Origin of the sequence: Pectobacterium sp. HCp5_1, assembly GCF_032905925.1 — a bacterium.
Lineage (GTDB): Bacteria > Pseudomonadota > Gammaproteobacteria > Enterobacterales > Enterobacteriaceae > Pectobacterium > Pectobacterium brasiliense_A.
Map to the genome: position 1 here is coordinate 1 of NZ_JAUMIO010000001.1, position 17511 is coordinate 17511.

13 protein-coding genes and 1 pseudogene are annotated in these 17511 nt (G+C 50.1%); 4 read left to right on the forward strand and 10 right to left on the reverse strand.

The annotated features are described in order from the left end of the window. Both Q3A88_RS00005 and Q3A88_RS00010 read left to right on the forward strand, forming a co-directional pair. Window positions 1–197: IS1 family transposase (locus Q3A88_RS00005; protein WP_317177162.1), on the forward strand; the 197-nt coding region annotated here is incomplete at its 5' end. A 244-nt stretch (window positions 198–441) separates the two neighbouring features. Further along, window positions 442–1551 (forward strand): 4Fe-4S binding protein, encoded by a 1110-nt coding sequence (locus tag Q3A88_RS00010; protein WP_317177163.1) that lies wholly within the window; start codon window positions 442–444, stop codon window positions 1549–1551. A 51-nt stretch (window positions 1552–1602) separates the two neighbouring features. Here the strand turns inward: Q3A88_RS00010 and Q3A88_RS21860 are convergent. Next, window positions 1603–1773: pseudogene (locus Q3A88_RS21860) on the reverse strand (NADP-dependent isocitrate dehydrogenase); the annotation flags it as partial. 183 nt (window positions 1774–1956) lie between these two features. On the opposite strand from Q3A88_RS21860, the gene Q3A88_RS00020 reads away from it, so the two are divergent. Further along, window positions 1957–2169, forward strand: coding sequence for a hypothetical protein (locus tag Q3A88_RS00020; protein ID WP_317177164.1), 213 nt, complete (start codon window positions 1957–1959; stop codon window positions 2167–2169). Between the two features lie 5 nt (window positions 2170–2174). Here Q3A88_RS00020 and Q3A88_RS00025 read toward each other — a convergent pair whose 3' ends face one another. Together Q3A88_RS00025 and Q3A88_RS00030 are read right to left on the reverse strand one after the other, a co-directional pair. Further along, window positions 2175–9722, reverse strand: coding sequence for an LPD38 domain-containing protein (locus tag Q3A88_RS00025; RefSeq protein ID WP_317177165.1), 7548 nt, complete (start codon window positions 9720–9722; stop codon window positions 2175–2177). 92 nt (window positions 9723–9814) lie between these two features. Beyond that, a complete protein-coding gene (locus Q3A88_RS00030; RefSeq protein WP_317177166.1) occupies window positions 9815–10330 on the reverse strand; it encodes a KilA-N domain-containing protein in 516 nt (171 codons plus the stop codon). Between the two features lie 286 nt (window positions 10331–10616). On the opposite strand from Q3A88_RS00030, the gene Q3A88_RS00035 reads away from it, so the two are divergent. Further along, on the forward strand, window positions 10617–10784 hold the full coding sequence (locus Q3A88_RS00035) for a transmembrane anchored protein (RefSeq protein WP_071822589.1): 168 nt from the start codon (window positions 10617–10619) through the stop codon (window positions 10782–10784). Between the two features lie 32 nt (window positions 10785–10816). Here the strand turns inward: Q3A88_RS00035 and Q3A88_RS00040 are convergent, their stop codons facing one another. The 7 genes from Q3A88_RS00040 to Q3A88_RS00070 are packed head-to-tail and all read right to left on the reverse strand — an operon-like array spanning window position 10817 to window position 17369. Then, the gene (locus tag Q3A88_RS00040; RefSeq protein WP_317177167.1) at window positions 10817–12157 is read right to left on the reverse strand and encodes a hypothetical protein; all 1341 of its coding nucleotides are present in this window, start codon (window positions 12155–12157) and stop codon (window positions 10817–10819) included. 12 nt (window positions 12158–12169) lie between these two features. After that, entirely contained in the window at window positions 12170–12442 is a 273-nt protein-coding gene (locus Q3A88_RS00045) for a bacteriocin (RefSeq protein ID WP_317177168.1), read from the reverse strand. Beyond that, window positions 12442–12822 carry a hypothetical protein gene (locus Q3A88_RS00050; RefSeq protein WP_317177169.1) on the reverse strand — a complete coding sequence of 127 codons (381 nt, stop codon included), beginning with the start codon at window positions 12820–12822 and terminating at the stop codon, window positions 12442–12444. The genes Q3A88_RS00045 and Q3A88_RS00050 overlap by 1 nt, the downstream gene beginning before the upstream one ends. 3 nt (window positions 12823–12825) lie before the next feature. Continuing rightward, window positions 12826–13491: a hypothetical protein gene (locus tag Q3A88_RS00055; protein WP_317177170.1), complete on the reverse strand. Its 666-nt coding sequence runs from the start codon at window positions 13489–13491 to the stop codon at window positions 12826–12828. Window positions 13492–13499: 8 nt separating this feature from the next. Next, window positions 13500–13847: a hypothetical protein gene (locus Q3A88_RS00060; RefSeq protein ID WP_116238159.1), complete on the reverse strand. Its 348-nt coding sequence runs from the start codon at window positions 13845–13847 to the stop codon at window positions 13500–13502. Window positions 13848–13881: 34 nt separating this feature from the next. Further along, on the reverse strand, window positions 13882–15747 hold the full coding sequence (locus tag Q3A88_RS00065; protein WP_317177171.1) for a DUF1983 domain-containing protein: 1866 nt from the start codon (window positions 15745–15747) through the stop codon (window positions 13882–13884). Next, window positions 15744–17369 carry a hypothetical protein gene (locus Q3A88_RS00070; RefSeq protein ID WP_317177172.1) on the reverse strand — a complete coding sequence of 542 codons (1626 nt, stop codon included), beginning with the start codon at window positions 17367–17369 and terminating at the stop codon, window positions 15744–15746. Before Q3A88_RS00070 ends, Q3A88_RS00065 begins: the two co-directional genes overlap by 4 nt. Window positions 17370–17511: the final 142 nt, after the last annotated feature.

The window sequence follows — 17511 nt, forward strand, 5'->3', positions numbered from 1 at the left end:
TCAGTGCTTATGAGATGTTGCCGGATAAAAAGCACATAACTGGCAAGCTTTACACGCAGCGGATTGAACGTGAAAATCTGAATCTTCGCAACCGGTTAAAACGACTGAATCGTAAAACTATCGGGTACTCAAAATCAGTGGAAATGCATGACAAGATAATCGGCACATTCATCGAACGTGAACATTATCTGCAATGACCTGATCTACATATTGAATACGTGACCCTTTTTTATATCTCTCATTTTGCTCTTAGAAAAAATCGCCCTTCTGCACTCTTACCTCTCTTCTTATTCAAATCAATCAGCTAAAAAAACCACAAACATGCATTTACAATGCACAAATCAATTTTTACCCATTCCGAGCGTGATAACGTTGCCCCACGATCCCTTCGGCGTATTGAAAGCGCCGAGTGAAAAAAATAAATGGGGGCAATTGAGAGCAATGAGTGAGAAAGCAAGAAAGCGGTGGCAACGCCGCCCCGGAACCACTGGCGGTAAACTTCCCTGGAATGACTGGCGCAACGCCCTGACCTGGCGCAGAGCAACGCAAATTATGCTATTGGCAATCAACGTTTATATCGGCATCACCTTCTATTTTTGGGTACGCTACTTTGAAACTGGCGGCACGAGTCTTTATATGTCGAGGCCAGGCGGCATAGAAGGCTGGTTGCCTATTGCCGGATTGATGAACGTGAAATTCACGTGGGAAACGGGTAATTTTCCCCCTATCCACCTTGCGTCAATGCTATTACTTATCGCATTTGTCCTCACCAGCCTGTTGCTGAAGAAATCGTTCTGCTCCTGGCTGTGCCCTATCGGCACAGTTTCCGAGTGGGTCGGTGCTGTGGGGAAAAAAATATTTGGCCGTCATTTCATTCTTCCTAAGTGGCTGGATATTCCTCTGCGTAGCCTGAAATATCTGCTATTAGGCTTTTTCCTCTATATTGCCTTATCAATGCCAGCACAGGGCATTTATATGTTTCTGATGTCGCCCTACGGTTTGATCGCCGACGTCAAAATGCTCGGCTTCTTCCGCAATATTGGCACCATCACGTTAGTCTGCGTTTTTCTTTTTACGTTTGTCAGCCTGTTCGTCCGCCATTTTTGGTGCCGCTACCTTTGTCCCTACGGTGCACTCTTGGGGGTATTTTCGCTGCTGTCGCCCTTCAAGATCCGTCGCAACGCCACCAGCTGTATCGATTGCGGCAAGTGCGCCAAGGCCTGCCCATCTAACATTCCGGTAGATAAGCTGATTCAGGTGAGAACCGCGGAATGCACGGCCTGTATGACCTGCGTCGAATCCTGCCCGGTATCATCAACGCTTTATTTCTCACTGACGAAACCCTCGGGTTCACAGGAAAAAAGCAGCGAAACAACCAAACCGCTATGGCGACAAACGGCATTGTCCGGTATTACGATGACGCTACTGGTGCTCGGCATCCTTTTCGGCATGATCGGCTTTGCGATGTACATCGGCGGCTGGGACAGCCCGATTCCCGAACACATGTATTTCCGGCTCATCCCCAATGCACAGAACATTGGTCATTCGTAAAGAAAAAGGGGCCAAATTGGCCCCTGATTTTCATCTGCGCTGAATAGCAGATTACATATTGTCGATGATGTCTTGCGCGAACTCGCTACATTTACGCAGCGTAGCGCCTTCCATCAGACGTTCGAAATCGTAAGTCACGGTCTTGTTCTTGATCGCGCCTTCAACGCCTTTAACAATCAGGTCAGCCGCTTCGAACCATTGAAGGTGACGCAGCAGTAGATTGAAGGATAAACCACAACACAATGAATTATATAAAGAAAAATAGAAAATAGCGCATTGAACAGCATCGTTTTCATTAAGATAAATATCGATAGAAAACAGTGAGCTACTTTGTATTTTACTGAATATTTTTCCCCGAAAATTGCCTGCAATCTCACTTCTTAACAAATTTAACGGACTAATAGCATGTCATCCGTAGCCTTCATTCTGTGCCTAATTCTGGCGGCCGTTATGGTGCTGGTACATCCGGCGCTCTCAGTGCCGTTTATCATTGGCGCGTGTCTGATAACCAGTAAATGCCGCATGGAACTGGATAGCAATACCAGCATCATTCTCGGCATTACCGGATTTCTGTTACTCCTGACACTCGTTATGTGTATCAGGAGTTGGTTGAAGTAATCTGGTTAGTCGAAATACGGATGTACCCGCTTCACCGTCTGCTGAACTAATATATTTCGTTTCGCCATCAGGCGATCAATTCGCTCCCGCTTCTGGTCTGCCGTTAAGATACGATCAATCCTGGTTAGCTCAATTTGGTCATTAAGCTGCTTCACCTGCTTTTGTGTCGCCGTGAACGCTTTGCGCTGCGATAGTTTCTCGCGGTTATCCTGCAACAGCTCATTGGCTTCATCCTGACGGCCCTGTTTGCGATAGGAGTTTATCGTGCTGTTTATCTGGTTGGCTTCCGTCATCATGCGGTAGAAGTCCTCAGTAAACTGAGTAGACTTAGCGGGATCTGCTCCACGGGCGAACGCTTTAATGACGGGCATTTCATCCAGCCGCAGCGACGGCGATGTGCCGCTATCCCCCATGTTGCGCATGATGATATTCGTCGCCCCCAGAATGTACGAACCCAGCGTGCCAGTGTACCCAGTGATGATGTGATCTAACATCTTAGGAGAAAGATTCGCAGCCCCGCCGATTTCACGCATTAACAGGCTGGTTTGGTCGTTATAACGTGCGCCAGCTATCACGTTGCTATCGGCCATGTTCTCAATCGGCCCGCCCTTGAAGAAGTCGTAATTGACGAATGCTTCCAGAATCGGTCTCGTAGCCTGCGGTATCGGGTTGAATGCCATCGTTTCAAAGAAGTTATGTGCAACGACTTTGCCGAATTTTTCAGGCGTATCAGCACCACGCAGCGTGCGGACAAAACGCTCCGGCAACGTGCCAAACATCAGGCCAATTTCAAAGGGTTTCGGGAAACGAAAATGCTGATCGTAAATCCATGCATGCCAGTAGGCGTCTTTATCCCAATCAGGCAGCTCTTCATAGCGTTCATCGCCCCAGTTCATTGCCAGCAACGCCAGCGATAGCCCTGCTATGTAACCACCGCGTTTCAACACTTCACGCGGGTCAGCTTTAATCGCGCGCCCGAGTTTACTCATACCCTGCAAGCGTGCATTGAAGAACGGAACCATATCGGATAACCCGATAACCACGCTGCTCGACCCTTGCATACTAAAATCCATCAGATCGCGGGCTTCAAATGCCGCCTGCGCCTTACTTTTTCCTGCTTTTAACGCGGCATCATAGGTTGCGATCCGGTTCGCATTCTCCGCCCCTTCACTGACTTTCTGGTATTTCTCCAGCCCTGCACCGATTTTATCCATCACCTCTTTGCTATTACGCACAATCGATGATTCAAATTCACGGATTTGGCTATCGTTATAACCTTTACGGCGCAGCACCTTTCGGATACTGGAAGCGGTGCCCGCCGGATCGTAAACATTGGAGTAACCACCGCCAAATGTCGCGCCAGCAAACATCATATCAACCAGCGTATCGTCAGTACGCATGGCCTTTTTCAGTCCCTGCCATGAGGAAATGACGGGCTGGAACCCATCCTTATTTATCGCCCATGAATGGATAGCATCACGCATAAAGTTACGAATGATGAAGTCGGGCATGGATGTGGTGCCGATGGTTAACACGCGCTTGGCCTGTCGTGCAGCTCGCATGAATAACGATTTGCTGCGCTCCAGATCAATCATCGTGAAGGCACGATAAAGGTCAGGATCGTTAACGCGAGCCAGTTGCTCTTTGCCATCAACAAATACCTTCACCGTGTCTTTCTTCAGGCGCTGGTAATCCATCTCATTGGGGCTCTCGATAATATCGATAACCCCAGTATCAGCCAGATTAGTGACAGAACGGCGCATAGCCTCATTCTTCATCGACGCATCAACTGACTTGGCAACATAGTTGAACAGGTTTTCAATCGGGTCTTTAATGGTCAGATCAGAGCCTTTCAGCTTACGGATTGTGCTGCTCTGATTGGCAATGCCGCGTGTCGTCCACGGGCCGTGTGTTTCGCCGCTTTCTGCTTCACGATAGTAGGGCAGATACCAGGCATCTTCCCATGTCGCCCGGCTATCAGGATCAATTAGTCCCATATCCTGCTGTAGGTCGATAATTGACTTGATGAACGCATCGTATTTTGCCTTCTGATCCGCAAACAGTTTTTCATTGCCACGATTCAGAGACTTCATGTAAGCAATTTCATCAGAGGTAAAGTTATTTTCCTTACCCTCTGCCATCAGGCGCTCAGAGCGGTGTCCAGCAATCCACTTGAGGAAGTTTTCACGGTGGTTACCGAGCGCGTCCAGAATCCCCATTAAGGAATCCGCTTTACCAGTGCCGGGAATCCGCTCAGTGATTCCCTCATTTTTGTTATAGCGAACCAGACCATGCTCCAGAACTGCCGCCGTCACCGAACCAGAACCCGCAGACATACGCGCCGCCGTGTAGCCGGAAACCATCGCATCAGATTTATCTACCGCATCTTCTGCGTATTTTAACGGCGCCAGACCATCAAAGGTTTTCGTGTTCAGTTTGCGGAAGGTTTCTTGCCACCACTGCTTCAGCTCCGTCCGATCTTTATCGGCTGCCATCTGATAGAAGTCTTTGGCTTTATCAAACCAGCCCTTTTCAACGTTGAAGCCCATTTTACGGCTGGTTTCGGCGTCCATTGCAGGATTTGCAGAGCGGGAGTACAGCGTCTTATTCTTGCGGATGTCGGCGGAAGAGAGTATATTTTGCTCTGAACCTTGATCCGGTGAACCGCGTTTGAGCAATTGAAGCTCCTGGGCCGTACCGGACATAGGTTCAGAACCCTGAATGGTGTTCTCCTTGGGTAATTGAAGCTCTTTGGAATGAAGCCACTCAGGGTTTTGTTTTTTTCGTCGATACAATGCCAACCCAGCATTTTCCATTCCTTGGATTTTCGCCATACCTCCAATAGTGCCATAAACTGACGCAACCCGATTCACCTCCAAGCGGTCACGTTTTGCATTCATATGGACAGCGGAAACCACCGGATTCCCATTCGTGTCCTGCGCCTCAAGTAAAATAACTACGGCATCGGTTTGGGTAGACGAGCGGTATACGGCAAGTGGATCGTGCATAAGTTCAGGAAGATTCTCGATCACCGATAAAGGCACATCATGTTTCACCCCATTGGTGGCTTTGCGCACGGTATCACGGTTAATAAACATATCCAGATTAGGCGCACCCAGCGCCCTTAACACTGGTGGTGTTCTGCCTAATTTCACCGACACATCACCGGACTTCAACGACCGCATAGCCCGATCAAGATCGGCACGGTACTGCTCAGCCTCCTGCGGCAATGGCTTTAGCGGGTCAACATCATCTGCTTTTGAATACAGCGCATCGGTACGCGAGAAAGTGTTATCGAACTCACGGGTGCCAGGCTGCTCATTGGCATACATCGCCGTTTTCTGGAAGCGGCCGGTGATGGTGCGCAGGATGTTGCGGATCTCCGCTGGCGTAATATCCATAGGGTTAAGCACGCCCGCTTTGCGCATTGCGTTGGTCAGCAGCGTAACGAATCGATCCCAGACACCGCCCACCTTCGTTAGCTCGGTACGCTCGGCCATATGCGCCAGAAACTCATTCGCCTGTGTTTCTAACGACTCCTGCCCGTAGGATTGTTCGACTTGTCGCCAGACATCCTGAATGGTTTTGTTCTGACTCTCCCGCGTCTGGTGTATCACGCGCATGATGCGATCGTATTCCACATCACCAATCACAGACGCTAGCCCGTGATGCGCGATCACTTCATGACGCAGCTTGGCACGCAGTTCACGGGCGTTGGCAATGTTGTCGGCGATGACAATCACACGGCTCAGCTCCGGCTGGTAAATGGCATGAACTGTGCCAAATTCCGCAGGAATGCCGTTAGGCATCATCGCGGCAGCTTCGGCCTGCGTCTGCACCGCCTTCACCTTAATCTTGGCCGCACCATTCAGATGAGAGACAAAGCCGTCCGCCGCGAGCTGTACACGATCGCGTAACATGCCCGTTTCAGGCTTGCTACCATCACGGCTAAAACTACCGTCATGAATGATGTTGCCGCCGCCAATATCAGCCCCAGAAACAGAAACGCCCCCAGATTTGGAGGCGTTTTGCGGTGACTGGCTATCTCGTCGGAATTGATCTTGGTCGGTCTTGGGGAGGGGCTGCCGCTCGGTAGAGAGCGAGTCTCGCTTAGCAATCAGATGAGCGGCAAAATCATGCTCCGTTTTTGTCACGTTATAGAGATCGCCATCATCAGAAACAATCCGGTACGACGTTTTTACCCTTCCGTTCTCAGACGCTCTCTGTGCAGTTTCTGGATACCAGCCACGCCCAATCAACCGTTGAACAGCATCAGCCCTCGTCACTGGGCGATCAAATTCAGAATAGTGAACCATTTCCTGTAACGCTTTGTCAGCCTTCCCACGCTGCATGAGGCTGAACGTCTGAGCATTAAGAAATTCATCAATTGGAGCCCGCTTCACTGCCTCAGCCGTATCTTTCTCTTTACGTTCCGAGTCACGTTTGGAGCGGGATATTGCATTGTTTTCATCCCGATCGGCAAGTCGGTCAGCGTAAGATATCGCCTCCGCACGGGTATCAAAAAGTTTCGGTGCCATCTTGATTGGGCTATTGGGTTGTGCCTGAACCGCCCAAGCCTTTACTTTCTCGCCAGTGTCGCGTCGCGTTGCATCAACGGGGAATAATGGATAGCCACGATGCTCAGTATGGGTGCGAATGCGCTCCAGTGCTGCGTTAAGCCGAGCAAGATCACCGATACCACCACCCACGGGACGGTCTCCAGCAAGCTCGCTTTTGATCCCATCAACCTGTGTTGCACTTAGGCCAATCTGACCTCCATCTTCGGTTGTCAATATGGCAGCGCCAGGTACGTCACGATCCATCGTCACAGTAAGAATCTCACCAGAAGGGAGCGTGATCTTATTTTTTTGTTGCCCGGGAGCAGGCAACCGCACCGCATAACCGCCGTCAACCTCTTCAACAGTAGCGCCTGGCGTCTTCGCCCACTTACTGGCTTTTGCAACCCGTTCGCTGGAATACGGTTTACCCGGAGCAAACAATTTCAATTGGCCTACTGACTCTCCGCGTGCATAGGCTTCCGTTTGTGCATCAACTGGTACACCAGCAACACGGTGGCGATTGTCGGGCAATGTGACCTGATCGCTAACGCCCATGGCATCACTAAATTCTCGTGTCTGCCGTTGGGTGCGTGTTTCCCCTTCTGTAAACTGCGGAGGCTGCGCCGTCTGGCCCTCATCAATAGTCGGCGATCCAGAGAAAATAATATTTTTATCTTCAATTGCACTGGTTGGCACTGCTTCACCGTCATACGTCTGATTGGCGCGGCCAACTTCATTCATTACCGGAGAGCGTTCAGCGGGGATGAATTCTTGTCCGCGTACCTGTTGGCCTGAATCAAACTGCGGCCCCGTTCCTGCCTGAGCATCATCACCCATGAGTGGGCGAACCTCTCCCGGCATAGCGATCACTGACGTTTGACCAGGTGCAGGAAGTCGTGGACGACGCGCGGCGATAATTCTTTCAGCCTGCTCCAGCGCCTCCAGTTCTTGCGGTGAATAACCCTGATCGCCCTGCTCAATCTGCTGGCGAATGAGTTGATCAGCGGTAGGTGAATCAGGTTGTCCCGCAAGCGCACGCTGCACATCACTGTCTTCAGCAAATCCCTGAATACGCGGATCTTCCCTAAGATAAGCGGGTGTATCGCGGAATTCATCAATACGACTCTGTGGCGTACCAACGACATTTTCAGGGTTGAATTGCGGATTGTCTGCGCCTTGAGTGACAGAGATCACGGGGCCGCCATCACGCCATTCACCTGTATAGCCAGGAGGTGGTGAATCCTCGCCCATTTTCACGACGGGAATAGATGAACCGTTACCTTCAGCGGATGGCTGTCCAGATGCCTGCCACTCCGGCACATCGATCTGCGTAGTCTGCGGTTGGTTGACACCTAACCGCTGAGAAAGTACGGAGCGGGCGGCTTCATATTGGATTTGTTCTTCGTCGCTGCGTTTCGCTTTTTCGTTTAAATCACGATAAGTCACCAGTAATTCATCATCAGATTGCTGTTGATACTTATCCGCGAACTGTTTAACGCTATCTTCCCGATCGATCCCCGCCAATCGTTCATTTGCGGCCAGTTTAGCATCGGCATTATTGGATAAATCGGCGTTGGCGTACTCACGCAATACCGCGGCACGATCCATTTCTGCATAACGCTGCGTGGCTTCTTCGTAAGGGGAAAGCTGTGGTTGCGTAGGTGCGGATGGTTCTGCTGCCGGACTGGTATCAGTATTTTGATTCGGTTCTGGTGTCGGATTATTATTGCGGCCACGCATGCCCCCAACAGCACCAATAGAGGCCCCCATCCCAGCGCCGACAACCGCATTATTTGCACCAGTTTTCAGCACATCTTTCATCGGGTCGATTTTTTGCCCCGCGGTGTCGATCAACTGTTCATTCTGCACATAACGTTGCCCAGCCCCCTGAGCAAATTCGGTTGCACCTTCTGACACGGCTCCTGTCGTCATACCAGATAGCACCCCAGAAGCCGCGCCCTTACGTGTTAGCAGTTTCAGCAACTTGTGATCGCCCAGCATTGACGCGGCAATATTGACTGCCAGTAAGCGGGGATCTGCGGTTACAGTACTTGCTGCCTGATCAGCGACCTGAGTACGTGCCAGCTCCAGTTTTTGAGTATCGGACAAACGGGCATTGTCTGGGTTGGCGTCAATTGAGCTGAATGCAGACTGAAACGTAGAGCTTTCCATCAACTCATTGAATGACAGGCTGTTGATTTGCTCACGCATATCGATACCGCCCTGCCCTTGAGCTGAACCTGACATCCCAGCAATAAACCCGTATTTCTGGGCCTGCGCTTTTGCTGCTTCACCCGTTTTCTTCGCAGCTTCAAGCGCAGCGTCCTCTGGCATCGTTTTGCGCAAGCGCTCAAACGTGCCCTTTTCAATCATCCCTTGTATGCCCTTTGCGCCAATCTTTGCAGCACCAGCAGCCGTAAACATTTGAGCAAGAGACGGTGCCGCATTCATTACCCAAGAATCAATATTAAATACCCCATCACCTGCACTAAAACCGGTAATCTCCCCCTTACTATCATGCTCGGTTTTAATGAATTCTTGTGCAGCAGCCTGCTTACCGCCTTCGGTCATAGAGTCTTTAATTGAATCAGCAGCGCTACCTGCAACTTTCTCAATAGAGCCAAAGACCAGATCGACACCATCTGAGATCGAGCCTCGGACTTTTCGCATATTGGCTATCGTTTCATCCGATAGCCCCATTTTTTTACGCTTTTCGTCCTGACCATCGCTATTAGCATAATTCTCCGCAGCATGGGTTACCCCAACGGGAAGCTGTGCAAGACTTTGCGCAAACTCAAAGGGCGCGGCTGCAATGGATTTTCCGTAATCACCCAGTGTCGCCTTTGGCTCAATAATGGGTTTATTCCAGCTTTCAGCCGAAAAAAACTGACGATCAAAGTCGGATGGTTCACCCGGCTGCTGAATATTGAGGGCTTGACGGTTATTGTTCGTCACTTGCTGTTCGGGGCGCTGCTGCTGAGGATCGTAAGCCATTACGGACTCCAAAATTTTGGGCATAAAAAAACCGCCGAAGCGGTGTGGTGAAAAGTCGTTTGAAATCAGTGAGCGCAATTTTGCGCTGGCTGTTACACGTCTATTCCAGGTATGAGTATCTGTACCTCATTAACCATTCGTTCACGCGCAGTAAGCAGCAGACTTTTCCGTCCACCAACACCCCATTTCGCCATTTGTCTGGCGCAATGACTGACCTCTTTGGTTTCGGAGTTGATGATGTGATCCAGTCGGTTGAGGCGAGATAGTACGTCGATCCCCATCCGGACGACGGCCTGAAATGTCTGATAGACACGAATTTCGAACTCGGGGCTAAGCCACGCAGCGTAGCGAATCGCCACCAGTTCGAGGCCCCATGTCCCTTGCTGCGGTCCACCTCTGATGACTTTTACCGATGCAACTTTCATTGCATCGCTCAGCGTTTGAACAAACCTCTTGACCTGCTTGCTCTGCATAAATGCGCCAGGGCGCTGTGATTCAGTAGCCTTCTCGTCCGCCACGGCGGCGGCATGGAGATCGTTGAGATTGTAGCGGCCCGCTTCGTCAACACGAACGGAAACGCCGTTTACTACTACTGTTGGGTATTTCATGGCGGCTGCCTTTTGGAAATGAACCTTGTCGCCCAGAAATGACAGCCCCACAGAAGGACGCCAACCTATAGCTGCCGTTTCTCAAGGTTCATTTCCAAACAGGTTCTGTGGTGGGATCGCCGAGCGTGGCGCATAAAAAAACCGAGTCAGCTTTTTAGGGCGTAACTCGGTATCTTTGGGGAATTTAGCGCATTCTCATCAAAAATAACAGGCAAGAATTTTTTCTTAGGCTACGCTCTTGTTGCCGCCATTTGGCAGGCTACACACATTCAAGGACTAGCTAATAATGAAGAAAGCAATTGCACTAATTTTTGTGATGTTAACTTTAGGTTCATCATTTCAGGTGATGGCTGGATCTGGCCGTTGTCAGCATGATTCTGATACCGCTGCTGACGGCTCACGCTGCGGTGGGCGATCTGCTGATTCTCGCCCTGGTGGCGGTGGCTATCGTTGATAATTTTTAGGCGCAGTAATGCGCCTATATGTTTACTTTCCCGTATAATACGGCGGGTGTGCTGGCTGACCAGTCTGCGGCTGCCGCAACTGGTTAGCTACAGCAGCATCCTCAGACGCCTTCGCACCTTTCGTATATTGCAGATACTTGGCCTCCAATTGCTCAGCGCTCAATGAGGTGACTGGCACGCCCATAGCGATAGCTTTCTGAGCAAATGCAACCTTGCCCTGATCGCCAGCAGCCCATTGAGTTAGTTGCGCGTCAACCTGAGGATTGCCCGCTGCTGGTGACGCAGTTATCCCAAACGCCGCATCTAACTGCCTTCGCGCTTGAGCAAATTGCGCACGAATCGTCTTCTCATTTTCTGGATTTGCAGAAATCGCTTTCGATTCTTCAATAATCAATTTGGCTGCCTGAGCGCGATGATCTTTTGCTTCTTCACGTACTGCCGTCTTATCTGGCGGATTAACTATGCTGTTCATAAATTGAGCCAATCGTGGATCATTTGCGGCACCTACCATCTGGCTGTAGCCGCGAAAACGTTTATACAGGCTTTCAACTGGAATTACCGCAACACCATCGTCACGCTCATCCGACGAGCCATTTTTTGTCATTGGCTTCATTGCTGTCGAGCCATCGCCGTATGTTATTTTCAACGTTGGGATGATGCCTTTTTGATCTTCCGTTAACCCCCAGTGAGCCAACTCTTTATTTTTAATTACCTTGCCTGTCTGAGGATCGGTTTCGCCAACATTTCGTTGAATCAAATCCGAAAGAACCGTATTACCGACACGAATTACCGCTGGGTCATCATAATCTATGGAGCCATCATTGACTTTTGGCATAAGCATGCTGATATCCCTGACAGTCTGGATTTTATCTGGACCAAACAACCGTTTCGGACTCAGCGGATTATCGTCAGATATCATATTCATAAGACGCAAGGATTCATCATCATAAATGCCAGCACCAAGGCGATCCCATGCAGCTTTAGCTGTAGGCGTTTCAGAGTCTAAACGATCCTTCCGCTTCTGCTCAGTTACCTGAAAATCAAGCCGCTGTTGGGCTAAATTATTACTCTGCGCTTGCAGGGCATGTGAGCGTTCGGCGTTTTTCGCATTCAGTGTGTGACTTAACCCCCATTGCTCATCGGTAACCTTATCCCGCCCAACCTGATACGCAAAATTGCGATTATCAGTTTCTTTACCGTAATCAAATTGCGTCTGAGCCAATCCAAAGCGTCGATCTTCATTCTTCTGTTGTTGGTCTACCATTAGCCGCCGCAGCTCTGATTCTTCCCGACGCTGTAGCGCATTATCCATCGTATTGAATCCGGCCAGAAAGCCGTCTGCCAGTCCTCTTACATCTGCCATCACGTCCTCCAGTTAAAATAGTGAGCCAGCCAGCAACCCAACTCCGGCACCAATTACCGCACCAAGTGGCCCTCCGACTGAGCCGTAAGAAGCGCCCATTGCTGCGCCCCCCATCGCCCCCATACCCGCCATTGAGCCTTTCATCTGGTTAGATGCCATTTTTTGTTGAGACTTGAGCTGTTCATTGGCGGATTCCCGCTGCTGTTCCAGCTCTGCCGCCTGCTGCATGCCTTGTAAACCCTGCTGGCGCGTCTGTGCTGCAATATCAATTAAGCCGTACCCCATTATGTTTCGCTCCCGATTTTGAGAAGATCGCGCAGCCCAGTAGAACCGCCAGTTAATATGCTCATCTGCCGATCCGTTTCTGCATCACGAATACCGTTTTTCGCCCCTGCGGCAGCGAGTGCAGACTTAAGCCCTAGACTGTTATCACTTTGATTTGTTTGTTGAGTTGCCCCATAACGCGCCTGCTGATTAGCTGAACCCACCATTGCTGTATTCAACGTCTGTTGCTGCGTCGCATCTGCCCGCGCTAATTGGTTATTCATCAGTTGGCCACTGGTTGATAAATCCATCAGGCCTTGTAGCTTTGGAAGGTATCGCTGCTGCCAGTCGGCGTACTGCTTACGCGTAACGTCGGCAAAGGTATCCGATGCGTATCCCACTTTTTACCCCCCCGTATTTCTGAAGTTCGTGCTCATAAATGGCGTATCAGACACACCAAATACACCGCTGGAACTGCCGCCTGTTGGCGTTGGCGTGCTCTTCGGCAAGCTGGATAACCCCTTGCTTACTAAAGCACCACCCACCGTGCTGATCAGTCCTTTCGTAGCCTGCTGCTTCGCCAGTGATGACTCTGCATCCGAAATCGCTTTCTGCTGTGACGCCGCGGCAATACCCTGATAGCCCTGCAATGCTTCCGCTTTTTGCCCTGCCCCCATTGCTTGAACATCCTGTAACCCAGCGACATGCTTATTTTGCTGATCGGTCTGAGAGCGGTTCGTCGCATCAATCGTGCCTGTCACCTGGTCGGTCGCGATATCTTTCAACCCACCTTGGAATTTACCGCTGCTGGGATCGACACCTGCCGATGCAAGACCATCTGCCGCCTGTCGCCTGACTTGACCAAATGCCTGCTGGTAACCGAGATTGACATCACCAGCAATGCCGTCGTATTTCTGCTGATCGTTAAGCTCCTCCACCTTATTCATGAATATGTTTTCATAGGGCTTCAACTCGCCTTGATAAAGATCCCACTGTTGCCGCGCAACATCCGCCGCTGCATGCTGTTGGGATGTCTCCTTAATTTCATTGCTACCTTTACTGCCACCCACTCTTCACCTCACACCAGTATTTTGAATGTCATGAACCCGTCTTCATTGGGTAATCGCTCAAAACCGGATTTTGCAGCAATCCGAATGAAGCCTTTTCTTGCCGTATTAAATTCAGCCCACCGCCCCCCAACCATGCGAGTTAACACCTTCACCTCATCCAGATAACGCGCGATGCTATCCGGCTCAGTGCTAACCGCCAGCCAGACAAAAACATAAGGAATACCGTTCCGTGATTTTGGCACTAACACGATTCGCCCATTTTCCGAACCAAAGCAAAACGCCTGCTTTTTACGGCAGGCGTTTTGAATTCGAATAATTAAATCCGGCTCGCCGACATCTTCGGCGACACGATTCATTATTTTTTCCATAAGCAATGATATTCAGGCTCGGCTACGAGAACGCGCTAGAATTCTTTCGTGAAAATATGAACAAAATACCATCGGCACTGCAATTTGCATCGCCACTAGTTCGCACCTGAATAAGGACATTTGATGAACCGGCGGGAATTTCAGCAGAAAAGGATTTAACATAGCTAGCGGATACATCCGTGGGGGTTACTGTTCCAATAAAGTCCCGCCCCACGCTGCCTGACAACGTAGATACAACCCGTCCATTAATTAGGAGCTCTAAATATCCGAATGTACGCTTATTTGATTTCCCTGTCAGAGTCATACTAATCGCTGCGGATGAAATAACCATTACTTGGTTTTGACCCCCTCTATATCTAAACGATATGGTCTGTTGACTCCCGATTGGGGGGACCTGATAAACCTGAACAACATCCCCTTCTATCTTGTTTGCATAAACAGTACCTTCAAATCTGCCATCTGTTGCGTAGACCGTGCCTCGGAATTCACCATCGGTAGCTCGTACAGTCCCCCTAAATTCGCCATCCGTCGCATAAACGCTTCCTCGAAACTCCCCATCAGTTGCATGCACTGTGCCGCGAAAACTTCCGTCTGTCGCATTGACGCTTCCTGAGAACGAACCTGACGTAGCAACTACCCGTCCCTCAATATTTGCATTCGTCGCCGTCATATTACCGTTCTGATCGACGGTGAAATTACCACTCTCAATCCGAGCCGTTTTTATATACGGAGAAACTATTTCAATCCCCGCCTTCACACTGTCTGCAATAATGGTTTGCGCCGCTAATATTTTGATCACTGCATCTTTGGCAATCAATTCATCAATAACCACTTTGCCATCCACGACGGCAAAAGGAATTGCATAGGTGGCTTTATCGTTGGGGTTATTAGGATCAAAGATAAAGAACTGATTAGCTGATACTGCAACCTGGCTAATGGTATTACCGTTGTTGTCTTTCGATGCAACAATACCAATTCCTGCCGACACATCGCCGGCTTGTGCTTTCGCGCTCCACATTGCCCGATATGACGCTGAGCCATTTTTATCCATTTCAGTGATGGCTTTTGCATTTGTCTGCACCGCTGCATTGTTTTCTCTCGTTGCAGCTTCTACCTTTTCAACACGCTCTGCTGATGATGAAAACCGATCGGATACCGATTTCGATAACTCCCTTACAGCCGATACATTGCTTTGTGATGACGTTTCAACATCGGTTACCCGTTTTGCCATTGCACTGTTTTGATTCTTCACCGATTCAGATAGCGTTTTTACATTTGAATCAACCGTGCCGATATTCTTTGTGTTTGTTTCCAGCTTATCCGTAAGATTGGCAATCAATGGCGACGTATTCAGTTGCTCCGTAATCACCTCTATGATGGCCGCCGGATCGGGATGCGTTTGTGCATAGGTGCCTTTTGAATCATTGAACGGTCCCGGCTCACCCAACGAATTAACATGTCGTATCCAGTAGTACCCTTTCCAGTCTGGATCAACGGGGTCACCGTAAACCCCAGCAGCAGAGCTGGCGATCAACACAGCATTTGCCAGATTATCTTCAGGAGAGCGATAGATTTCTGTCAGTGAGCGACCGCGATAATTGGGCATGTCCCATTCAAGCAGCACATAGGCAAAGCCGCCTGTCGCTTTGAAATTGGTCGGTTTGGTTGGCTTCTGTACACCACCACCTGAATTTGAGCCGCCTGAACCATTACCGGGTGTTAGCGTAACCTTTCCGCCCCCGAGTTGACGCAGGTTAGCCAGACCAAGGGTCGCCAAATCACCATACGTCACCGCGCGATTGCGCCCGTCACCACGTTGGCCGGTCAGCGTTTCAACGTTCTCTAAAACCGCCGACTGGTCTTTGCCCGCTCTAAACTTTGCCGTCATGCTGTCATTTCCTGCATCGATGTAGCTAACGTAATTCTGTCTACCTGCACGCTGCCGTAGACTTCAACCTGCCAGCGTTTACCGCGAATGGGAGGCAGCTTAACTAACGAATCTCGCAGGCTGCCCGGCGGCAAATGCAACGCTGAGCGACCATCAACATGCAGAATGACGCCGACGTGCGATAACGCATTGCTCATGACTCGCAGGCAGGAAAAGGCCGTATGCGCCGGAGCCAGATATTGCTTCGAGCGCCAGCGCATATTCAGGTTGAAAGCGCCATCGTTGAACGTATATAGCTGCCGCCCTTTCACGATATAGAGCGTGTCACCCGCCGGATCGTTATAGGCTGTATCAAACGATGTCGTGATGTGGCGAATATCCATGCTGGCAGGATCGAAAATAAACCCAGCCACCCCGTTATCTGTGTCATACAGCGCCAGATATTCGTTTTCCACGCGCCAGGCTCGGATCGTTGTCGGATTGAAATCTTTCCGCCACTGCTTAGCCTCAACGATATTTGCCGTAGCAATCGTCGCCGCACCATCAGCACTGATAGAAACCAGGCCATTCGGCGAGGCATACAACGCAAAACCATCCATCGTTACCATTGAGTGGCGTGAGACGCAGGACAGCGCGATCAGGGAATGCGTTGACGTGATATTCGACGGCGTGATGCCTGAAAAAATATATGGGATACCTTTCGTGCCAACGACCAGCGTTGTGCCTACTGACGCGATCGCCACAACATCATCCTGCGTGGTCTGTTTGTTGCTGTCTTTCCATGCGTAAGGCAAATAGGCTTCACTGAACATCACCTGATTGCCTTTAAACCCAGCAGCAATACCGTTAGACATCATGCACAAACCGATCATGCCATCCGGCGGCATGTAGTAGTCATAAGTCTCCAGTGAAGCGCTAAGCTGAGCATTTGACAGATCGTCAACAAATACACCGACGGCAATATCCAGCTCGGCCACTAACAGGAAGTCAGCCGATTGGCTGCTGGTCGCCGATCGATAAATCCGGCGTTTGGTGATGTTGTTGTTCTGCTGGCCGGGTGGTTGCAAATTCAGTTCCACTGAACTCCCAGAATACTTTATCGTCAGCTCCGCAGAGGCTGGCCCCGGCGGCCCCTCTTCACCATATGCCGTAACGTAGGTTTCAGTGTAGAAGCGCGTTTCATCATCCGTTGGATCATCTTCTTCTACGTCAGTTGGCGGCGTGATGGTGCCAATGACGATCGGGTTGGCAGGCACCGGAACACCAAGACGGAAAAATGCCGAGGGATAATTGCCGTTACCGCCCGTCGCAATCTGTGCAGATGTAACCTTCGGAAATTCATCGTCGGTGTAATAAACGCGCCCATAATCATCATTGGCGACCGGACTGCGGATTGCGTCAACAATCTTATTCCAGGCAAACCAGAAATTATCGCGATAGTGGAAGATGGTTTTGGGCTTGAAGGTAAAGGTTTTACCCTGATCGGTATCATCCAGCATAGGAGTGATAACACCATGCCGAAAGTGACAGCTCTCCGCCACCGCCGCGTTAGATTCAGGTAAAAGGTGTTCAACAATGCGTGGCATCATTCCGCGCATTGTGGTGATATCAATGGTCGCCATAATGATCCTGAGACAGAAAACAAAAAAGCCCCGCTTTTTAAGGCGAGGCTTGGTATCTTTGGGGAATTTAGCGCGTATCTTTCACCTACGCAATTTAAAAGGATTGAATATGCACACCATTGATTATCACGGAACGACAATC